At 44.7% G+C, this 18568-nt stretch carries 19 protein-coding genes and 4 tRNA genes; 19 read left to right on the top strand and 4 right to left on the bottom strand.

What is annotated here, in order from left to right; genetic code table 11:
• Positions 1–25: 25 nt before the first annotated feature.
• The 19 genes from DES40_RS03685 to DES40_RS03595 all read left to right on the top strand — a co-directional run bounded on the left by DES40_RS03685 (position 26) and on the right by DES40_RS03595 (position 14273).
• Positions 26–547 (top strand): ubiquinol-cytochrome C chaperone family protein, encoded by a 522-nt coding sequence (locus DES40_RS03685; protein WP_170144869.1) that lies wholly within the window; start codon positions 26–28, stop codon positions 545–547.
• Between the two features lie 95 nt (positions 548–642).
• Complete coding sequence (gene plsX, locus DES40_RS03680; RefSeq protein WP_121099196.1) at positions 643–1695, top strand: phosphate acyltransferase PlsX; 1053 nt, start codon at positions 643–645, stop codon at positions 1693–1695.
• A complete protein-coding gene (locus DES40_RS03675) occupies positions 1695–2654 on the top strand; it encodes a beta-ketoacyl-ACP synthase III (protein WP_121100394.1) in 960 nt (319 codons plus the stop codon). Before plsX ends, DES40_RS03675 begins: the two co-directional genes overlap by 1 nt.
• 100 nt (positions 2655–2754) lie before the next feature.
• A complete protein-coding gene (locus DES40_RS03670) occupies positions 2755–3078 on the top strand; it encodes an integration host factor subunit alpha (protein WP_233345390.1) in 324 nt (107 codons plus the stop codon).
• Between the two features lie 39 nt (positions 3079–3117).
• Positions 3118–3747, top strand: coding sequence for a MerR family transcriptional regulator (locus tag DES40_RS03665; RefSeq protein WP_121099194.1), 630 nt, complete (start codon positions 3118–3120; stop codon positions 3745–3747).
• Between the two features lie 63 nt (positions 3748–3810).
• A tRNA-Pro gene (locus DES40_RS03660) sits at positions 3811–3887 on the top strand.
• A 78-nt stretch (positions 3888–3965) separates the two neighbouring features.
• Positions 3966–5006 carry a COX15/CtaA family protein gene (locus tag DES40_RS03655; RefSeq protein WP_170144868.1) on the top strand — a complete coding sequence of 347 codons (1041 nt, stop codon included), beginning with the start codon at positions 3966–3968 and terminating at the stop codon, positions 5004–5006.
• Positions 5007–5149: 143 nt separating this feature from the next.
• Positions 5150–5620 (top strand): 50S ribosomal protein L13, encoded by a 471-nt coding sequence (rplM, locus tag DES40_RS03650; protein WP_121099192.1) that lies wholly within the window; start codon positions 5150–5152, stop codon positions 5618–5620.
• A gap of 4 nt (positions 5621–5624) precedes the next feature.
• Positions 5625–6119 carry a 30S ribosomal protein S9 gene (gene rpsI, locus DES40_RS03645; RefSeq protein WP_121099191.1) on the top strand — a complete coding sequence of 165 codons (495 nt, stop codon included), beginning with the start codon at positions 5625–5627 and terminating at the stop codon, positions 6117–6119.
• 89 nt (positions 6120–6208) lie between these two features.
• On the top strand, positions 6209–7255 hold the full coding sequence (gene argC, locus DES40_RS03640; protein ID WP_121099190.1) for an N-acetyl-gamma-glutamyl-phosphate reductase: 1047 nt from the start codon (positions 6209–6211) through the stop codon (positions 7253–7255).
• A 105-nt stretch (positions 7256–7360) separates the two neighbouring features.
• Entirely contained in the window at positions 7361–7714 is a 354-nt protein-coding gene (locus tag DES40_RS03635) for a hypothetical protein (protein ID WP_121099189.1), read from the top strand.
• Positions 7715–7723: 9 nt separating this feature from the next.
• Entirely contained in the window at positions 7724–8929 is a 1206-nt protein-coding gene (locus DES40_RS03630) for an LL-diaminopimelate aminotransferase (protein WP_233345389.1), read from the top strand.
• Between the two features lie 132 nt (positions 8930–9061).
• Positions 9062–10843 carry a single-stranded-DNA-specific exonuclease RecJ gene (gene recJ / locus DES40_RS03625; protein WP_121099188.1) on the top strand — a complete coding sequence of 594 codons (1782 nt, stop codon included), beginning with the start codon at positions 9062–9064 and terminating at the stop codon, positions 10841–10843.
• Between the two features lie 114 nt (positions 10844–10957).
• Positions 10958–11032: transfer RNA gene (locus DES40_RS03620), tRNA-Glu, on the top strand.
• A 68-nt stretch (positions 11033–11100) separates the two neighbouring features.
• Positions 11101–11580, top strand: coding sequence for a DUF192 domain-containing protein (locus DES40_RS03615; protein ID WP_121099187.1), 480 nt, complete (start codon positions 11101–11103; stop codon positions 11578–11580).
• Between the two features lie 48 nt (positions 11581–11628).
• A tRNA-Pro gene (locus DES40_RS03610) sits at positions 11629–11705 on the top strand.
• A 224-nt stretch (positions 11706–11929) separates the two neighbouring features.
• Positions 11930–13816 carry an ATP-binding protein gene (locus tag DES40_RS03605; protein WP_121099186.1) on the top strand — a complete coding sequence of 629 codons (1887 nt, stop codon included), beginning with the start codon at positions 11930–11932 and terminating at the stop codon, positions 13814–13816.
• 56 nt (positions 13817–13872) lie between these two features.
• The gene (locus DES40_RS03600; RefSeq protein ID WP_121099185.1) at positions 13873–14178 is read left to right on the top strand and encodes an ETC complex I subunit; all 306 of its coding nucleotides are present in this window, start codon (positions 13873–13875) and stop codon (positions 14176–14178) included.
• An 18-nt stretch (positions 14179–14196) separates the two neighbouring features.
• Positions 14197–14273, top strand: a tRNA-Arg gene (locus DES40_RS03595).
• Positions 14274–14311: 38 nt separating this feature from the next.
• On the opposite strand, the gene DES40_RS03590 is transcribed toward DES40_RS03595, so the two are convergent.
• From DES40_RS03590 to DES40_RS03575, 4 genes are all read right to left on the bottom strand, one after another.
• Positions 14312–15454 carry a glucuronyl esterase domain-containing protein gene (locus tag DES40_RS03590; protein WP_147405843.1) on the bottom strand — a complete coding sequence of 381 codons (1143 nt, stop codon included), beginning with the start codon at positions 15452–15454 and terminating at the stop codon, positions 14312–14314.
• Between the two features lie 79 nt (positions 15455–15533).
• Positions 15534–16676 carry a cystathionine beta-lyase gene (gene metC / locus DES40_RS03585; RefSeq protein WP_121099183.1) on the bottom strand — a complete coding sequence of 381 codons (1143 nt, stop codon included), beginning with the start codon at positions 16674–16676 and terminating at the stop codon, positions 15534–15536.
• On the bottom strand, positions 16673–17518 hold the full coding sequence (locus DES40_RS03580; RefSeq protein WP_121099182.1) for a sulfurtransferase: 846 nt from the start codon (positions 17516–17518) through the stop codon (positions 16673–16675). The genes metC and DES40_RS03580 overlap by 4 nt, the downstream gene beginning before the upstream one ends.
• Before the next feature lie 23 nt (positions 17519–17541).
• The gene (locus DES40_RS03575) at positions 17542–18540 is read right to left on the bottom strand and encodes a cysteine synthase A (RefSeq protein ID WP_121099181.1); all 999 of its coding nucleotides are present in this window, start codon (positions 18538–18540) and stop codon (positions 17542–17544) included.
• Between the last annotated feature and the right edge of the window lie 28 nt (positions 18541–18568).

Genomic DNA, 18568 nt, shown 5'->3' with positions numbered 1-18568 from the left:
CAGAATATTTAGTCGAAGAGATCCCGTGAAACGGGATGCAGAAACTATCTATACTCGCTTAATGGAGCAATCTAGGCTTCCTGTTTTTTTTGGAGAGGGCCGTTTCCCAGATAACTATGATGGCCGTATAGATGTTTTGACTCTACACATGGCTTTCGTTTTAGAAACTCTAAGGCGTTTTGATTCTAATGGGGCGCATCTATCTCAAGCCTTATTTGACTATATGAAGGATGACTTTGAAATTGCTTTAAGAGAGCAAGGATTATCAGACACCGGTGTCAAAAAACGCATCAAACCTATGATTAGCCTGTTCTACACTCGTGTGAAGGCTTACTCTGAAGGGTTTGAAAACAATACATTTTCAAATGTTGCAAGCGCTTTTCATGCTTCAAAACCTAATGACAATGAATCTGCTAAGTCGCTAACCCTGTTTGATTCTGAATTTTGCCGAACGCTTGATCAGTATGTAACTGAATCGAGGGAGGCATTTTCTTCATACTCCTTAGGTGAAATAGCTTTGGGCAAGTTTATTTTTCCATCTTTGTAAGGTGAAGTGGTAGTGAACTTTAGCTATCTCTAATAATGATTAGAAATATGCTTTTCTCTCCGCTATACGCCGAGACCAAGACATAAAGGAACACGATGCTGGATGGTTTAGTGGTTTCTGTGGATGCGATGGGTGGCGATGATGCGCCAGACGTCGTTATACACGGAATAGAATATTTTTTAAAACATGAGGGAAAGGGGCGGCGCGCCCGCTTTTTGCTTCATGGTGACCAACCGCGAATCGACGCTTTATTAAAAAAAGCGCCGCTTACACGTGAACGGTCAGAAGTTTGTCATACAGAATTGTCAGTCTCTATGGATGAAAAACCCTCTCAGGCAATGAGGAAGGGTAAGGGCAGTAGTCTTTGGAATAGTATTTTGGCTGTAAAAGAAAAGCGGGCGAATATTGTGTTGTCAGCTGGAAATACTGGGGCATTAATGGCGATGTCCATTGTCATCCTTAAGCGAATGCCAGGTATTCAGCGTCCTGCGCTGATTGCGACTTGGCCAAGGGTGGGGAGTAATTGCGTTGTTTTGGATGTAGGAGCAAATGTAGAAGCAAGCGCATCACAATTATCAGAATTTGCTGTCCTCGGTGACGCGTTTTATCGAGCGCTATACAATGTTCAGTCCCCGACCATTGGCCTTTTGAATGTAGGGGTGGAGGAGCAAAAAGGAAATGCGCAGGTTAAAGCTGCGCATGAACGATTAACTCAGAGCGATATTGGTTTGAATTATATTGGTTTTGTGGAAGGCAATGATATTTCACTCGGTGAAGCCGATGTAATTGTCACGGATGGGTTTACAGGTAATATCACAATTAAAGCTGCTGAGGGCACAGCGAAGTTCATAGAAAAAATCTTAAAAGAGGCCTTAGCGGGGTCTATTTGGTCAAAATTTACGTCAGCACTTAATGCTATGGCTTTGCTGAAGGCCAAGAAGAGAATGGATCCCCGCAAGGTGAACGGTGGTGTTCTTTTGGGCGTTAACGGAGCGGTTATAAAAAGCCATGGGGGAACCGACAAGGTTGGCTACGCAAACGCGCTTAATATCGCCATTGGTCTTGCTGAGAGTAACTTCCTTGAAGAAATAGAGCGCGAAGTCGAGGCGCTCCATGATGAAGATGACAATATTGGATTTGTTGGATGATGAAACGGGCTGTGATTAAAGGCATTGGTGGTTACCTTCCAGAGCATATACTCAAGAATGAGGACTTAGATGCGTCTTTAAACACCAGTGATGAATGGATTAAAGAGCGGACCGGAATTCACCAACGTCACATTGCTGCTGAAGGGCAGGTGACCTCCGACCTTGGATATGAAGCTGCATGTAGAGCATTAGATAACGCAGGTATGACAGCAAAAGACGTTGACCTGATAGTCGTGGCAACCTCAACACCTGACTACACATTCCCATCGACTGCAACAATTATACAAGAGCGTCTTGGTATGCGTCACGGTGCGGCCTTTGACCTTCAAGCTGTCTGTAGCGGATTTCTTTATGGCGTGAATGTGGTGTCATCAATGATACAGTCGGGTGCCGCTAAGACGGTGTTATTGATTGGAGCAGAAACATTTTCTCGTATACTTGATTGGGAAGATCGATCTACTTGTGTTCTGTTTGGTGACGGGGCAGGGGCGATTATATTTCAAGCTGAGGATACTGATAATAATGGGGTTTTAGAGTGTTTTATGCGATCTGATGGCCGCTATCGTGAAATGCTCTTTGTGGATGGAGGGCCGTCTAAAACACAAACGGTTGGCAAACTTCGTATGCTTGGCAATCAGGTGTTTAAACATGCCGTTACAGAAATAGCTGATGCGATGCAAAGCTGTGCTGATAAAGCTGGTATTGCGGTCTCAGAAATTGATTGGTTTGTTCCTCACCAAGCCAACCAACGTATTTTAAACGGAGTGGCGCGGCGATTGAAAATTGAGCGGGAGCAAGTTGTCTCAACAGTGGCTCTACATGCTAATACTTCCGCGGCTTCTGTACCGTTGGCGATGTTAAGTGCGGTAGAAGACGGCCGGATAAAGCGCGGAGACCTCGTGATGTTAGAGGCTTTCGGAGGAGGATTTACTTGGGGTGCAGCTTTATTGAGATATTAATTGCCCTTTTCCGATGGATTTGAGTGCAAATTTTATAAAATTCTGGACTTCTATTAAGAATTCTCTTGCGCGGTAAGGTAGTTATTTGCTCTAAAGAACTATGGTGGAGAACATGCAAAATCCCGGGACTGTAACCCGAGCAGATTTAGCGGAAGCGGTCTATCGCGAAATCGGGCTTTCACGTACAGAAAGCTCGGAACTCGTTGAATCTGTTATAGATTATATCTGTGAGGCCCTTTTGAAGGGAGAAAACGTCAAACTTGCGGGGTTTGGAACATTTTCTCTGCGCGATAAGAAAGAGCGAATAGGTCGCAACCCAAAAACTGGTGAAGAAGTACCTATCACATCTCGTCGCGTTCTCGTCTTTAAGCCGTCTCAAGTCTTAAGAGAGCGTGTCGATTCGGCATTATCACCAAAAAAGTGATATAGTCTGATTCGTTAAGTCATAGAATCGGCCAAAGCCATGCAAGCGAAGACGACACGCGCCTTTAGAACAATCAGTGAAGCTGGTGAAGAACTGGATCTGCAACCGCATGTCTTGCGGTTTTGGGAGTCAAAATTTCCTCAAATAAAGCCTATTAAGCGAGGCGGAGGACGGCGGTTTTACCGTCCCGAAGATATTGAGCTTTTAAGAGGCATTAAAATTCTTCTTCATGATGAAGGGCATCCTATCAAGGATGTTCAAAAACTGATGCGGTTGAAGGGGGCGGCTAGGATAATTGAATTAGGCCAATCAGTTGAAAAGGCCGCTAAAGAGAGCAAAGTTCAAGACACAATCTTAGTCCCTGAGCGGATTAAAAAGCAGACTCCGAGAAAAGAAAACGCAACACAACTGCACAAGAATTTGGAAAAGGATGCATCCTCTTTGAGTGTGCCACCTGAGACAAAGCCGGAGGCTAAAACTGTTGAACGTGACTCTGAACAGATTTCATTAGAGAAACCATCAATATCGGCTCCAGAAGCGCCTGTTTCCCAGCCACTTGAACAAGCGCCAAGTGCGGAAGCCCTTCAGCATAAACAAGACCTTGAAGAAGCTCTAGAGCGGTTAAGAACACTCAAATCACGGTGGGGGCAATTCAGTGCAAAATCTTAAAAGACATATTCCGCTGTTGCGTTGCACTCCGGCTCGCATTATAGGCCGTCGCACTGAAAGTGTCGGAGTATAGCGCAGTCCGGTAGCGCACTAAGCTGGGGGCTTAGGGGTCGCAGGTTCGAATCCTGCTACTCCGACCATTTTCAACTGACAGTCCTTTTCTTTTCTCTGAAAAAATGTCACAGCGAATTCCTCGGAAAAGGGATTATATCCATCTTATGATAGATTTTGATAAACCCAATAAAAGTGTTTCTGTGTGGCTTTTAGTCGTCATGTTGTTAGTCATGGCAATCATCGTCGTCGGCGGTGGGACCCGATTAACGAATTCGGGGCTATCTATTACTGAATGGGCACCCATTCGTGGTTCTCTTCCGCCGTTATCACATGAGGCATGGCTCGCTGAATTTGAAAAATATAAATTGATCCCCGAATTCGAGGCTGAACATCCTGATATGGATTTGGCAGGTTTTAAGGCCATTTATTTTTGGGAGTGGGCACATAGGCAGTTAGGGCGTATTATTGGCCTCGCATATCTTTTACCGTTTATTTATTTCACCGTTAGGCGAAAGCTCCCTAAACGCAATTTTAGACCCTTTCTTTTACCTCTTGTCTTGATTGGCCTTCAAGGCGCGATCGGCTGGTGGATGGTTCACAGCGGCCTGCAAGAGGGCATGGTAGATGTTAGTCACTATAGATTAGCTACACATCTCGGCATGGCTTTTATCATCTTAGGTGTACTTTATTGGCTTAGGAAAAGTCATAATAATGGTTTTCGACCGACTAAAATACATGCTGAGTATAAAAAGCGAACGGCTCTGTTGGGCGTTATGGTTTTTATCCAAATAATTGCAGGAGCCTTTGTTGCGGGAACGAAGTCTGGCCGTAGTTATAATGAATGGCCTCTTATGGATGGTGATTTTATCCCTGCAGGATATGGGGCTATGTCTCCCCTATGGCTAAATGCTTTTGAAAACACGGCAGCAATTCAGTTTAACCATAGATTTTTAGCTTATATCTTGTTCGGTTTTGCACTCTGGGTGTGTTTCAGTATGAGAAAGTCTCAGTACATGCGCTCTATCTCAGTTATGTTGCTTGGTATCTTGTTCTGGCAGGTGGGCTTAGGCATTATGACGTTGTTGTCAGGCGACAATTTTGACCCCGCTCACATCAAGCTGGCTTTACTACATCAGTTTTCTGCTGTGTTTGTCTTTATCGTGGCGCTTGCTATGGCTTGGAAAAGCCGACATTTCGTACGGTAATATAATACCTTTTATTCAAGGTGTTGATTTTGTTGTAATATTTCCAGTAGGTGCCTGAATTATTGAATTGACGATATACCCTTCTTCCTCTATTGAGCCGCGCTTAAGCAATGGGATGTGTCCTGTTGAGAACAGAGGATATTATGAAAACGACAAAGTTTTTGAAAACCGCTGAAGTTGAGAAGAAATGGATTCTCGTCGATGCGGAAGATGTCGTCACAGGTCGTTTGGCAACGTTTATCGCCATGCGCCTTCGCGGCAAACATTTACCAACATACACGCCGCATATTGATTGTGGTGATAATGTTATTGTTATCAACGCTGAAAAAGTTGCCTTCACAGGTAACAAGCGTAATGACAAAGTTTATTACTGGCACACTGGTCACCCAGGTGGTTTGAAAGAGCGTACAGCGGATAAGATCCTTGATGGTCGCTTCCCTGATCGCGTACTTCGCAAAGCCGTACAGCGCATGTTGCCAAAAGAGAGCCCGCTTGCTCGCAAACAACTCTCTAACCTTCGTGTCTACGCTGGTGCAGAACATCCACATGAAGCTCAGAACCCTGAAGTCATCGACTTTAAATCTATGAGCCCAAAAAACGTGAAGAGAGGCTAGAATCATGGCTGAAACTCAAACACTTGCAGACCTTAAAGATGTCATGGACGGTAAGACAGCCGAAGCTGGCGCAGTTGATGTCACCGCATTGCCAGAGCCTAAGATTGATGAGCTTGGCCGTGCCTATGCAACAGGTAAGCGTAAAAACTCTATTGCGCGCGTCTGGATCAAGCCTGGTAATGGTAAAGTAACGGTCAACGGTCGTGACCAAGAAGTTTACTTTGCTCGTCCAGTTCTTCGTTTGATCATTCGTCAGGCTTTCGAAGTTTCTGATCGTGTTGATTCCTACGATGTTGTTGCCACTGTAAAGGGCGGCGGGTTATCAGGACAAGCTGGGGCGGTTCGCCACGGCATTACAAAAGCCCTGACATATTACGAACCTGCATTGCGTCGTCCGTTGAAGGCCGCAGGCTTTATTACTCGTGACTCACGCGTTGTTGAGCGTAAGAAGTATGGTAAGGCGAAAGCCCGTAAGAGCTTCCAGTTCTCTAAGCGTTAAGAATATACCAAGCACAATATTGCTATGTATCGAGCGCTTCAGGAAACTGGAGCGCTTTTTTTCTGCATTGAATTATTTGAGAGTCAGCTATGTCGACATCTAAAAAAGCGGCGGTTCTTGGAGCGTCAGGATATACGGGGGTTGAGGTTATTCGATTAATACAAAACCACCCAAAAATAGAAGTGGCTGCATTAACGGGGCATAGCCGCGCCGGAGAGCGCGCAGGGGATGTTTTCGCTAATATTTCTCATTTAAATTTGCCAGATTTACAAGATTGGAATGATGTAGACTGGTCTAATATTGATGTGGCTTTTGCTTGCTTGCCTCATGGGGCTAGCCAAGAGACCATTGCGCAAATTTTACCAAAGGTTGAAACTGTTATAGATCTTTCAGCGGACTTCCGCCTACGTGATCCTGAACTTTATGCGGCAACATATGGTCGGCCCCATAATTTTACGTCGTTGTTAGATGAGGCTGTTTATGGGCTCAGTGAGTGGGCGATAGAGGACTTAAAAGGGGCTGAGTTAGTTGCTTGTCCTGGATGCTTCCCGACTTGTTCGCTTTTACCATTATTGCCCCTCCTTGAAAAAGATCTTATTGATGCAAAGTCACTTCCGATTTCTGCCATTACTGGGGTCACTGGGGCGGGTCGCAAAGCGACTTTGGGGCTGTCCTTTACAGAGTTGGCGGAAGGTGCGCAGGCCTATGGGGTAGGGGCTCACCGTCATGCACCCGAAATAGATCAAATTATTAAGCGTATTTCCGGTCAAGATAGCTGCGTAACCATGACACCACACCTGGTGCCTTTGAACCGAGGTATGATTACTACAACTGTCGTGACGCTAAGGGCAGGCAAGACTGTTGCTGATTTACGCAATGCGATGCTTGCACGTTATACTAATTCGAGTTTCATTTCCGTGTTGGATGAAGGTGAAGTTCCCCAAACGCGTCATGTTCGCGGTTCGAATCGTTGCCATATGAATGTGTTTGATAACCGTACCCCGAATACAGCCATCGTTGTTGCTGTAATTGATAACTTAACAAAAGGGTCCTCTGGACAAGCTTTGCAAAATTATAACCTTTCTCAAGGGTGGGACGAAACTTTGGGGCTGACAGGGTTAGCGTTGTTCCCTTAGTGTGAAGTTATGGTTTTCTTCCTGTGTGAGTCTAAATTTAGGTGACCTTGGCCTTAATAACCATCATATCTGAATTTAACTTAGAACTACCGAATCGAGGTTGATGTGTTGGCATTGCGAAAATTACGTTTATCAAGTTTTGGTTTATGCCTAGTTTTAGGCCTGTCTGCGTGTTCCTCTATTAATCTTCCTGATATTGACTTCATGGGTAGCTCTGAATTCGAAGAAGAGGCGCGTAACATCGACCAAACTATTCCATCAGTAGAAGAGGCCCCTGAAATACCAATGGATACGCGGCCCGCCTCGGATTGGGATGATGCCGCCGACTCGATGCTAGTCATTAAGCAGGGGTTTAAGGTGCCTAAAACGGACCAGCCCATGACCGCCGAAGAATTAGAACAGCAATATCAATCTTTAAAAGCACAGGCGCAAGCCTACAAAGCTGATGATCCACAATAGGGGGCGGTCGTGATTGAGTCAGAAGAATTTTATAGAATCAAACGATTGCCGCCTTATGTTTTTGCGGAAGTTAATAAACTAAAAGCCGAACTCCGTGCTGGTGGAATGGACATTATTGATTTCGGATTTGGCAACCCAGATTTACCTACGCCGCAGCATGTCATCGATAAGCTTATTGAAACGGTGCAAAAACCAAAGACAACTGGATATTCTGCATCCCGCGGAATTAAAGGGCTTCGGCAGGCTTGCTCCCGTTATTATAAACGTCGATTCGATGTTGATTTAGATGCAGATTCTGAAGTCATCGCGACGATAGGTTCAAAAGAAGGGTTTGCTAACCTAGCGCAAGCAATCACAGCGCCGGGTGATGTTATATATGCACCTGACCCGTCTTATCCTCTCCATGCTTATGGATTTATTATAGCCGGCGCAGTTATCCAAGGAATCCCAGCAATCACTGCGGATGAATACCTAGCAGGCGTAAAGGCTGCTCTAGCTGAGGCGGAAAAGCCACCAATGGCCATTGTGGTCTGTTTTCCATCAAACCCTACAGGACAAATTGCTGACCTAAGTTTTTATGAGGAAATTGTCGCGATTGCTAAAGAGCATGATATTATAATTTTATCAGACTTGGCATATTCAGAAATTTATTTTGATACGCCTCCTCCTTCGATTTTCCAGGTTAAAGGAGCTAAAGAAGATATTCTTGCAATCGAGACGACATCATTATCAAAAACCTACTCTATGGCGGGGTGGCGTATGGGATTTGCTGTCGGTTCCAAGCGCCTAATCGGGGCTTTAGCACGGGTTAAGTCCTATTTGGACTATGGGGCATTTACACCAATTCAAGTCGCGGCCTGCGCGGCGCTTGATGGTCCGCAAGATGTTGTTGAAGATGCGCGTGAAATTTATAAGCGACGCCGAGATGTCGTCGTGGAAAGTTTCAAAAGGGCAGGGTGGGATGTTCCGTCCCCAGATGCCTCTATGTTTACATGGGCGCCATTGCCGCCTAAATTCGCCCATCTGGGGTCTGTTGAGTTTTGTAAGCTCTTAATGAAAGAAGCTGGCGTTGCGGTATCGCCCGGAAATGGTTTCGGCCCTAATGGTGAGGGCTATGTACGTATTGCCTTAGTAGAAAATGAGCAAAGAATTCGTCAAGCCGCTCGGAATATTAAACAGTTCCTTTCGTCAGATATTGAAAATTTGGTTGAATAGAATTCATCACGCTTATCAAGAAATAGGTTCAACTAATTGAATCGGTTCTTCTAGTAATATTTCACGCCTGTGAGGATGTTTGATGGCAATAAGGTTAAATGTAGTCTCATTGATGATTAATGGTATTCTTTGATGGACAATACGAACCTTAGTAAAACGGCATTATTGGGCGTTTCTCAGTCAGTTCGAAAGCAGTCTTGGGTCTATCGGGCCGAAGAAGCAGAGGTTGAAACCCTCTTAAAATCAACTGACATCCCTGCCTTAACCGCGCGTCTATTAGCAGGTAGAGGTATAGGGCCTGAAGAGGTCGCCAAATTTCTTAGTCCTCGACTGCGTGATGCAATGCCAGACCCCTCTACGCTCAAAGATATGGATGAAACCGTTCAGATAATCTTTAGGGCTATAACCGAGAAGCGTAATGTATGCGTTTTTGCAGATTATGACGTCGATGGTGGAACGTCTGCCTCACAGCTGTTGAGATGGGCAAAAGGGATGGACCAAACTTGGTCGCTCTACGTCCCTGATAGATTGCTAGAGGGCTATGGTCCTTCTGTGGCGGCTTTTGATAAATTAAAGCTTAGTGGCATTGAGTTAGTGATTACAGTCGATTGCGGCGCAGCTGCACATGAAGCGCTTTCGCATGCTACAGACATAGGCTTAGAGGTCGTGGTCATTGATCATCATTTAATGGACGAATCACGCCCAAGGGCAAAAGCTATAGTAAACCCAAACCGACATGATGATGAATCTGGTCTGGGTAACTTAGCCGCGGCAGGCGTTTGTTTCATGACGGTTGTAGCACTTAACCGTGAGGCGAGGCGTCGAGGATTAAGGGTTCCTGTAAAGGCTCTTGATTTATTAGGTTTAGCTGCACTTGGGACCGTTTGTGATGTTGTTCCTTTGGTAGGGTTAAACAGGGCGATTGTTTCTCAAGGTTTAAAGGTTTTGTCTCAACAAAATATGGCGGGAATCGAAGCTTTAGCCGATATTGCTGGTTTGACCCCGCCCTTTACCACCCGTGATGCTGGTTTTGGTTTTGGTCCGCGTATTAATGCTGGTGGGCGAATCGGAGTTTCTCATATGGGGGCCGAGTTACTTTCCACTGAGAATGCTCAACTCGCCTATTCACATGCTGCGGAATTGGACCAGGTTAATAAAGAACGCAGGGCAATACAGAATCAAATCCAAACCGAAGCCATGCAGGAAGCTGAAAAAGTAGACATTGATAATTCTATTATAATAGTATCAATGGAAAATTGGCATCCTGGAATTATTGGCATAGTGGCGGGCCGTATCAAAGACCGGTTTAATAAGCCATGCCTTGTTATAGGTGTGGACAAAGACGGAGTTGGGAAGGGGTCTGGCCGCTCTATTAAGGGCGTTAATTTGGGGGCAGCATTGTCCAAAGCAAAATCTGCTGGCTTGTTACTGTCAGGAGGCGGGCATGAAATGGCGGGCGGCCTTACTGTCAGTGAGTCAAAAATTGTCCCATTTACTAAGTTTATGCAAGCAGAACTAGCCGAGGCTGTAAGAGAAGCCCAAAAACACCAAAGATTAAAGGTAGATGCGATTATTCACCCCAAGGCTGTGAATCTAGATAGCCTTTCTATATTGAATGAAGTGGCACCATTTGGCGCAGGAAATCCGTCACCAGTTTTCGTTCTCTCAGATGTTATCATTGATTATGCCGAACGTATCAAAGGTGGCCCACATATTCGTCTGCAAATCAAAAGTCGTGATGGGTCTAGTCTTCGGGCAATGGCCTTTGGTGCAGATGATAGCGGTCTTTCGGAAAGTCTTTTAACCGGAGGGAATCAGCCTGTTCACATCGCGGGGCAAATTAAACGCAATGAATGGAATGGCCGAGTCTCTGCCGATTTCCATATTTTAGATATTGCGAGGGCTGAACCGTAGAGTTTTTGCTTAATCTGATAGGTAATTTGAAAAAAAATCAAATTCGCTGTGATTTTTGGAAAATAGGACTTGCGCACTCTGAAACAGAATTATATATCGCGCGGACTGATACGCGGTCCCTTCGTCTATCGGTTAGGACGCCAGGTTTTCAACCTGGAAAGAGGGGTTCGATTCCCCTAGGGACTGCCAATCAGTTTTCCTGAACAGAGCTGTTATTATGTGCTTTTCGTTGGCGATTTAATTCGCTATGTGACGGCATGAAAAAAATTATTGTAAGCTTTGTTTTAGCGGCCCTTCTTGGTGCAACTGCATCTGCTCAGACGAGTCGGAATGATGTCGTTGACTTTGGCGCTCCCCAGCCTCTCACAATCACCTCTCAATCTGGGGAACACACCTTTATGGTTGAAGAGGCTAAAACGCTGGATCAGCAAGCCAGAGGCATGATGTTCCGAGAAGAAATGGACGAAAACTCAGGCATGATTTTCGAATTCTCTGAGCCAAAAGTTGCCACTATTTGGATGAAAAACACCGCCATTCCTCTTGATATTTTATTTGTACGCTCAAATGGTAAGATTTTAAAAATCGAACATATGGCTCAACCTTATAAATTAAGAAGCGCTTCTTCAGAGGCTGTGGTCGCTGCTGTGCTGGAATTAAAAGGCGGGCGCTCTTTGGAATTAGGAATTCAGCCTGGAGATACAATAAAACACACTTTTTTTGGTAATTCTGCACCATAAGCGCTTGAATTTTTTTTTAGCGGCTTTAATAGGCTCGTTCACCATGTTCGGGGCGTAGCGCAGTCTGGTAGCGCACCTGTTTTGGGAACAGGGGGTCGCAAGTTCGAATCTTGCCGCCCCGACCATGGTCTCTTCATTTTGTCTAAGGATTAAATCAAGCTCCTCTTAGTTAAGGGCTGTTTTCTAACTTCACTCATAGAAGTTTTAGTTTTTCCAATTTATTGAAATATATTGATGATTTTTATCCTTATTGGATAGAATGACCAATTCACGGCTTTTTAGTAAACCTTTAATAAACGCTATCTTGTTATCAGTGTTGACAAATACTGATTTGAGAAGGGTGTGACATATGTCACCTAGTTTTAGCGCTGGTAAAATAACGGCTAAACGTGCGGAGTATAAGCCCGTAGAGCTTGGCCGTGTTTTAACCGTAGGGTCAGCTGCTGCCGTTATATCAATTAACAAGTCAGTGATTCGAAACAACCTTTTGCATCACACACAGATTGGTACGGTTCTTAAGATTCTGACGACTAATTCTATTGTTGTCGCCATGGTGTCTTCCTTAAAAATCGGGGCTGTAGATGAAGATGGCCTTAATGACGGCTGCCTAGCAACTCTGAACATTCTTGGTGAAATTTCGACAAATCCCGTCACAAAAGAGACTAAATTCTTTAGAGGGGTACGGACGTTTCCCGTTTTGAACGAAGCCGTTTACAACATGTCTCCGAAAGATTTGGAGCTCATTTTCAACCGCGAAAACGCATCATGTATTGATATCGGGCACTTGCAACAGGATGAATCGATTACCGCTAAAGTACGTACGAATGACCTGTTGTCCAAACATTTTGCGATCATCGGGTCTACGGGATCAGGTAAATCTTGTACGGTAGCGCTCGTTTTGCAGGCTATTCTTAATGAGAGTCCTCAAGGTCATGTTGTCCTCTTTGACCCTCATAATGAGTATTCTAAAAGTTTTGGAAATCGCGCGGAGGTGATTAATTCTGAATCACTAGACTTACCTCTATGGATGTTCGACTTTGTGGAAACTGTTGAGCTTTTAACCAGCGATATCCCTAATCATGCCACTGAAGAGGAAGATGTTCTTCATGAAGTGATTCTAAAGGCGAAGCGTTTATTTGATAGAGCTCAGCGTAATAATGATATCTCTTCGCAGGTGAAGCTTGATGACATAGAGGCAGAGCTACAGCGCGCGACTCACATTTCGCTTGATTCGCCTGTCCCCTATCGAATTCGGGACGTTCTAAAGATAATCGATAATGAAATGGGGAAATTAGAGAATTCCTCTAATTTAGGCCCCTATAAACGCCTAAAACGCCGTATCATGAGTATCATGTCGGAGCCGCGATATAAGTTTATTTTTAAAAACCAAGCATCTCCGCGCTCTATAGAGGATATACTGGGGCGAATTTTCCGACTGCCAGTGCGTGGAAAACCTATTTCAATCTTAGACTTCTCAAGCATTCCTTCTGAAGCCCTAAATATTGTTGTTAGCGTAGTGAGCCGCCTAGCCTTTGAACTTGCCACATGGTCAGAGCGAAAAATCCCCATCTTGTTGGTTTGTGAAGAGGCCCATCGATATATTCCAAGAGATGCGACTCAAGGATTTGCGTCTACACGCCGTATTATTTCTCGAATTGCGAAAGAGGGACGGAAATATGGGGTTTCGCTCGCTATTGTTTCGCAGAGACCTTCAGAGCTAGAGCCTTCAACACTGTCGCAGTGCTCAACTATATTTTCCATGCGTTTGTCAAATGAGGTCGATCAAAACTTCGTTAAAGCTGCTGTGCCTGATGGCGCCGCGGAACTACTGTCATTCTTGCCATCATTGGGAACGGCTGAGGCTATGGTCTTTGGTGAAGCCGTGAATTTGCCGATGCGTGTTTTGCTAAACCGATTACCGGAAGCCTATTTGCCGCATAGCTCTAGTGCTGTATTTACAGACCTGTGGAAGCGCGACACAACTACGCCTGCCTTTATGCAAACGGTTTTTGAAAGGTGGAGAAACCGAAGTCTAGAAACTCGCAAAACAAATGTCGTGGGTTTTGAAAATGTGTCGCCACAGAGCAATTCACCAGCACAGAATCAGAGCCATTCACCTGCCAAAGGTATCACGCCAATTATGCGGCAACGAATATTAGAACGCTCAGCACCGAAATCTCAAACATTGGGTGACGTAAAATCTATGATTAACTCTGCCTTTAATCGGGATATATGATTTACAGAGTGTTCTAATCTGATATGACGTTGCTATTCGATATATAGGCTTATCTGATGTTTGCTAAAATCTATCAACCCAATCCGTCTGCTATGACCTCTGGTCGAGCCAAAACGCATTTTTGGGTGCTAGAATTTGTAACGAAGTCACCTTCAATTATCGACCCTTTGACAGGGAACACACGTTCTGTTGACCCCCGTTCACAAGTTGAACTTAAGTTTGATACACAGGAAGATGCAATATCATACGCGAAAGCTAATAATATTCCACATCGAGTGATTGATAAACGTGAGACAAAGCGTATTCGTCGGTCTTACGCTGATAACTTCAGTTATGACCGTAAATTGCCTTGGACGCACTAAGGTTCGTAAGCGTTAAGAGGGTCCATAGCTCAACTGGATAGAGCAGCCGCCTTCTAAGCGGCAGGTTGTAGGTTCGAGTCCTACTGGGCCTGCCACTCTCTTAACTCTAACAAATTTTATGATTTATATTTACTCATTGGGGTGAAATAGAACCACCGAAGTGGGCATCTAAAAAATCTAGAAAAGCTGGCCAATCCTCTTTGACAACACCATGCGTACCAGGACGCATCCAAAACGCTATATCATCTTCGGGTATGAAGTGATCTAACCTTTTAGCAGTGAGACCTGATAATCCAACTTTTCTCCAAACGGGTGTTGCAGCAATAGCCGCATCGAATGCGCCTTCAGGATCAGACCAAACATCCCGGCGCGCATTGCCTAGTAGAATAGGTTTTGGGGCAATAAGCGATAAGAGGTTGTGCGCGTCTATAGGAAGAGTGTTCTCCTTACCCGCGAAAGAAGAAAATTTTGGAGTAAACCAATGGGCATAACTCGCCATGACATCTTTTATGCTTTCTCCTGTCCTATCTCTTAATATAGAGGCTCCTCCTGTGCCTGATTGATGAGCAATCACACCGTCTATATACGGGCTAGTGGCGGCAGAGAGTAGGGCGGTTTTCCCAAAACGAGAGTGACCATAGCTAATAACAGGTCTTCGCGAATTAGCCGTCTTAAGCTCCTCTGCGAGCCAATTAGATAGGCTTGCCCATATTGCAATATTAGCGGGTTTTGATTCAGAGTGCTTGAAAAGTTTTGATGTTACTGCGGGTGCGTCAGATTGCGAATCTGGAACAAATTCAGAGGGATAGAACAGAGCTATATTATAACCGCGATCTAATATCATTTTATAAGGGGATACGGTTATATATCGACCGAAAAAATATCCAAAGATTGAGCCAATCATACCACCTTGTGAGCAATCAAAATGAGCATTATTAGGTGCCGTAATGCCATCAATGGGAACTGTTGCTGTGTTTGGGCAAAAGTTTTGCGCTATTATATATGGTGAGTTTTCAGTCTCTTCTTTAGAGATTAACACAATATGGAAAACTCGTTTTTCTGAACCGTAACCTGCAACAACTTTCCACTGCCAAACTGTATCGTTTTCTGTAAATGCTTCTCTAGCAATCTGTTTTTTTTCAACAATCACCACGTCAGAGAGTATGGGTATTGGACCATAAACATTCTGTTCGAACAGGCGTAAAGTCTCTTGATAAGGCATTAGAGCGGGTAGGGGTTCTTTAATTGGGTTGGGTTTATTGGACGCCTGTTGCATAAGAATGCGCGTACCAGAGCACGATGCCAAGGCCCCAAAAAGGAGCAGTGTTACAACACCTAGCCAAAACCGTTTCAATTTAAGTAAGTGCCACAAGAGCTTGTTCTATATCGCCTTTGAGATCGTCAACATTTTCTAGGCCACATGCGAAACGTACAAGAGGGCCTGATAATGGTTGAGCGGTTTCTCGCCTTAATTGTGGATCACATTGTATCGCTAGGCTCTCAAACCCGCCATAAGAGTAGCCTATACCAAAAATCTTCAGTGCATTTATGAAGGCTTCTATTTTTTTACTGCTAACCTTTTGCATCACAACGCTGAATATACAGCCTGAACCTGTAAAGTCTCTTTTCCAAATTGAATGGTCGGGATGACTTTCTAAGGCCGGATGTAAAACTGATTGAATTTCTTCACGCGTATCAAGCCACTTTGCTAAAGCCAAGGCACTTGATTCTTGGTGCTTGAATCGGTGCATAACGGTTCGAAAGCCTCGCAAAATTTGATAAGCATCATCAGGAGAGCTAGCATTCCCAAAATTTTTGGCTGTTTGCGCAATCGTTTTAGCCGTTTGTTTGTCTGCTGCAATTGCAGCGCCGTACATCACGTCGCTATGACCGCCAAAATATTTGGTCGCTGCATGGCAAGATATATCTACGCCAAGAGCTAAAGGTGAGAGTACGAGGCCCGCAGACCAAGTATTGTCAATTAAGGTGGTGACACCCATTGTTTTTGCTACTGCCGTGATGGCAGGAATGTCTTGAATTTCAAATGTAAGAGAGCCAGGACTTTCAAGTATGATAAGTTTAGTATTAGGTTTTACGAGGCTTTGAATTTTTGCCCCTATACGCGGGTCATAGCAATCCACTTCAATGCCCATATTTTTGAGACTAGTAAAACAAAAATTTCGCGTCGGCCCGTAAGAGGAGTCTGTTAGTAGAACGTGGTCACCTGTTTTAACTTGTGACAAAATTGGAAGTGTGCAGGCCATCAAGCCTGATGGGAAAAGCGTGGTTCCAGCGCCGCCTTCAAGATGTGTGAACATCTCGGCCAATGCGTCATGAACTTCTGCTCCGTGACGCCCGTATCCCCTAACATCAGATCTATAAAGATCTTTAGCGTCATTAAAAAGTAAAGTTGATGCCCGAGTAACTGAAGGGTTTACAGCCGTACCTAGTCCTGCTTTGGGGCGCCCTAAATGGGTAAATTGTGTTTCACGTTTCATTCTGTTTCCACTGGATTATCGGTAGCGCCATATTCTGACCAAGACCCGCTATAGACTGCAACATCCATCTTTCCGACCGAATGAAAAAGTAACGCAAGCGCTGCTGCAGTGACACCAGAGCCGCATGTCGTAATAATTGGGCGTGACATATCTATTCCAGCAGAAATAAAGACTGAGACCAATTGCTTGCCAGTGAGCACATCTCCGAACTCATCTTGTAAGGACTTAAGGGGAAGCGAGATTGAGTTCGGAATATGGCCAGATTTTAAATTTGGACGTGGTTCTTTTACGCGTCCGAAAAACCTATCAGCGGAACGAGCATCGACAATTTGAATGTTTTGTTCACCTGCGGTCAAAACAGATTGAAGAGTTGCTCCCGCGACCAATGACGGAGACGCTGTGTAGCGAGACTGGGGTTTTGGCAGAGCGTGGGTTTTCATGGTGTCGTGTCCCGCGGATATCCATGCAGGAAGACCGCCTTGTAATACTGCGACACGCTCATGACCCAGTGACTTCAAAACCCACCAAATACGAGGGGCAGAAAAAAAGCCGTGACGATCATAAATTACGACACTATCTGATTCTGTAATGCCTAAGGATTGTATCATAGTGAGGAGAATGTCACTGGGGGGATAGGCCTCCCCAAGTGGACTTTCTGCTTTTAAATGACATAAATCAAATTTTAGCGCCGTCGGTATTATGCCTGCAGGTAAGCCTTCATCTCCCTGAGTTACAGACCATGTTCCGTCAAGTATAATGAGCTCTGGATTTCCAAGCTCGGAAGAAAGCCAGTCGACATTGACTAATCCAGATGTCCAGACAGATTGTGTGTTCTCGGTCATACCTTGATTTTGTCCTTTGTGACTTAGCACAACCAATTGGGTACTGGGAGGTTCTTAGATCTTAAAAAATCAGGATTATAGATTTTTGATTGATACCTTTGACCATAATCACATAGAACCGTGACAATCGTGTGGCCCGGCCCCAAATCTCTTGCCATGTGAATAGCGCCGGCAACATTAATTCCTGATGATCCTCCAAGGCAGATGCCTTCAAGTTGATTGAGTTCAAATATTATTTGTAGAGCTTCAACATCATCAATTTGATAGGCTCTATCTACGACTGCCCCTGATAAATTTGCAGTAATTCTGCCTTGCCCTATACCTTCGGTGACTGAGTCACCATGGCTCTCTAATTCACCGTTTTTATAGTAAGAATACATCTTTGAACCTAATGGGTCGGCTACGCCAATTTGAATGTCTGGGTTTCGTGATTTTAGCGCCATAGACACCCCTGCGAGTGTACCGCCTGAGCCAATTGCACATATAAAGCCATCGACTTTACCATCTGTTTGCTCATAAATCTCTGGCCCCGTGGAGTCTATATGGGCTTGGCGGTTGGCAACATTGTCAAATTGATTGGCCCATAAAGCACCGTTAGGTTCTGTTTCAGCCAATTCTTCGGCCAATCTCTGCGATGTATGGATGTAATTTCCTGGATTAGAATAAGGTAAAGCGTCTACTTCGATTAATTCCGCCCCCAAGAGCTTGATTGAATCCTTTTTCTCTTGGCTTTGTGTACGGGGCATTACGATTTTGCAGCGATATCCCAAGGCAGCACAAACCATAGCTAGGCCGATTCCCGTATTACCAGCTGTCCCTTCGACAACGACGCCGCCAGGGCGCAATGCACCCGACTTTTCGGCATGGCGAATGATGGATAGGGCTGCTCTATCTTTGACAGATTGACCTGGGTTGAGGAATTCCGCTTTTCCAAGAATTTCACAGCCTGTCATCTCTGACGCATCTTTAAGCCGAATGAGAGGGGTGTTTCCAATTAAGTCCAATACGGATTTGGCAATCATAGTTGGCTCCTTCGCCATATTTTATTCG

The sequence above is a fragment of the Litorimonas taeanensis genome, assembly GCF_003634015.1.
Classification (GTDB): Bacteria; Pseudomonadota; Alphaproteobacteria; order Caulobacterales; family Maricaulaceae; genus Litorimonas; species Litorimonas taeanensis.
This window is presented reverse-complemented; position numbering and strand designations above follow the sequence as displayed.

Excerpts from the sequence above, each read along its gene's own strand:
- DES40_RS03655 (WP_170144868.1), top strand. The coding sequence starts at position 3,966 with ATGATAGATTTTGATAAACCCAATAAAAGTGTTTCTGTGTGGCTTTTA.
- DES40_RS03580 (WP_121099182.1), bottom strand. The coding sequence starts at position 17,518 with ATGACCGAGAACACACAATCTGTCTGGACATCTGGATTAGTCAATGTC.
- DES40_RS03615 (WP_121099187.1), top strand. The coding sequence starts at position 11,101 with ATGAAAAAAATTATTGTAAGCTTTGTTTTAGCGGCCCTTCTTGGTGCA.
- recJ (WP_121099188.1), top strand. The coding sequence starts at position 9,062 with ATGGACAATACGAACCTTAGTAAAACGGCATTATTGGGCGTTTCTCAG.
- DES40_RS03605 (WP_121099186.1), top strand. The coding sequence starts at position 11,930 with ATGTCACCTAGTTTTAGCGCTGGTAAAATAACGGCTAAACGTGCGGAG.
- DES40_RS03665 (WP_121099194.1), top strand. The coding sequence starts at position 3,118 with ATGCAAGCGAAGACGACACGCGCCTTTAGAACAATCAGTGAAGCTGGT.
- DES40_RS03670 (WP_233345390.1), top strand. The coding sequence starts at position 2,755 with ATGGTGGAGAACATGCAAAATCCCGGGACTGTAACCCGAGCAGATTTA.
- rplM (WP_121099192.1), top strand. The coding sequence starts at position 5,150 with ATGAAAACGACAAAGTTTTTGAAAACCGCTGAAGTTGAGAAGAAATGG.
- DES40_RS03575 (WP_121099181.1), bottom strand. The coding sequence starts at position 18,540 with ATGATTGCCAAATCCGTATTGGACTTAATTGGAAACACCCCTCTCATT.
- argC (WP_121099190.1), top strand. The coding sequence starts at position 6,209 with ATGTCGACATCTAAAAAAGCGGCGGTTCTTGGAGCGTCAGGATATACG.
- rpsI (WP_121099191.1), top strand. The coding sequence starts at position 5,625 with ATGGCTGAAACTCAAACACTTGCAGACCTTAAAGATGTCATGGACGGT.
- plsX (WP_121099196.1), top strand. The coding sequence starts at position 643 with ATGCTGGATGGTTTAGTGGTTTCTGTGGATGCGATGGGTGGCGATGAT.
- metC (WP_121099183.1), bottom strand. The coding sequence starts at position 16,676 with ATGAAACGTGAAACACAATTTACCCATTTAGGGCGCCCCAAAGCAGGA.
- DES40_RS03600 (WP_121099185.1), top strand. The coding sequence starts at position 13,873 with ATGTTTGCTAAAATCTATCAACCCAATCCGTCTGCTATGACCTCTGGT.
- DES40_RS03675 (WP_121100394.1), top strand. The coding sequence starts at position 1,695 with ATGAAACGGGCTGTGATTAAAGGCATTGGTGGTTACCTTCCAGAGCAT.
- DES40_RS03590 (WP_147405843.1), bottom strand. The coding sequence starts at position 15,454 with ATGCAACAGGCGTCCAATAAACCCAACCCAATTAAAGAACCCCTACCC.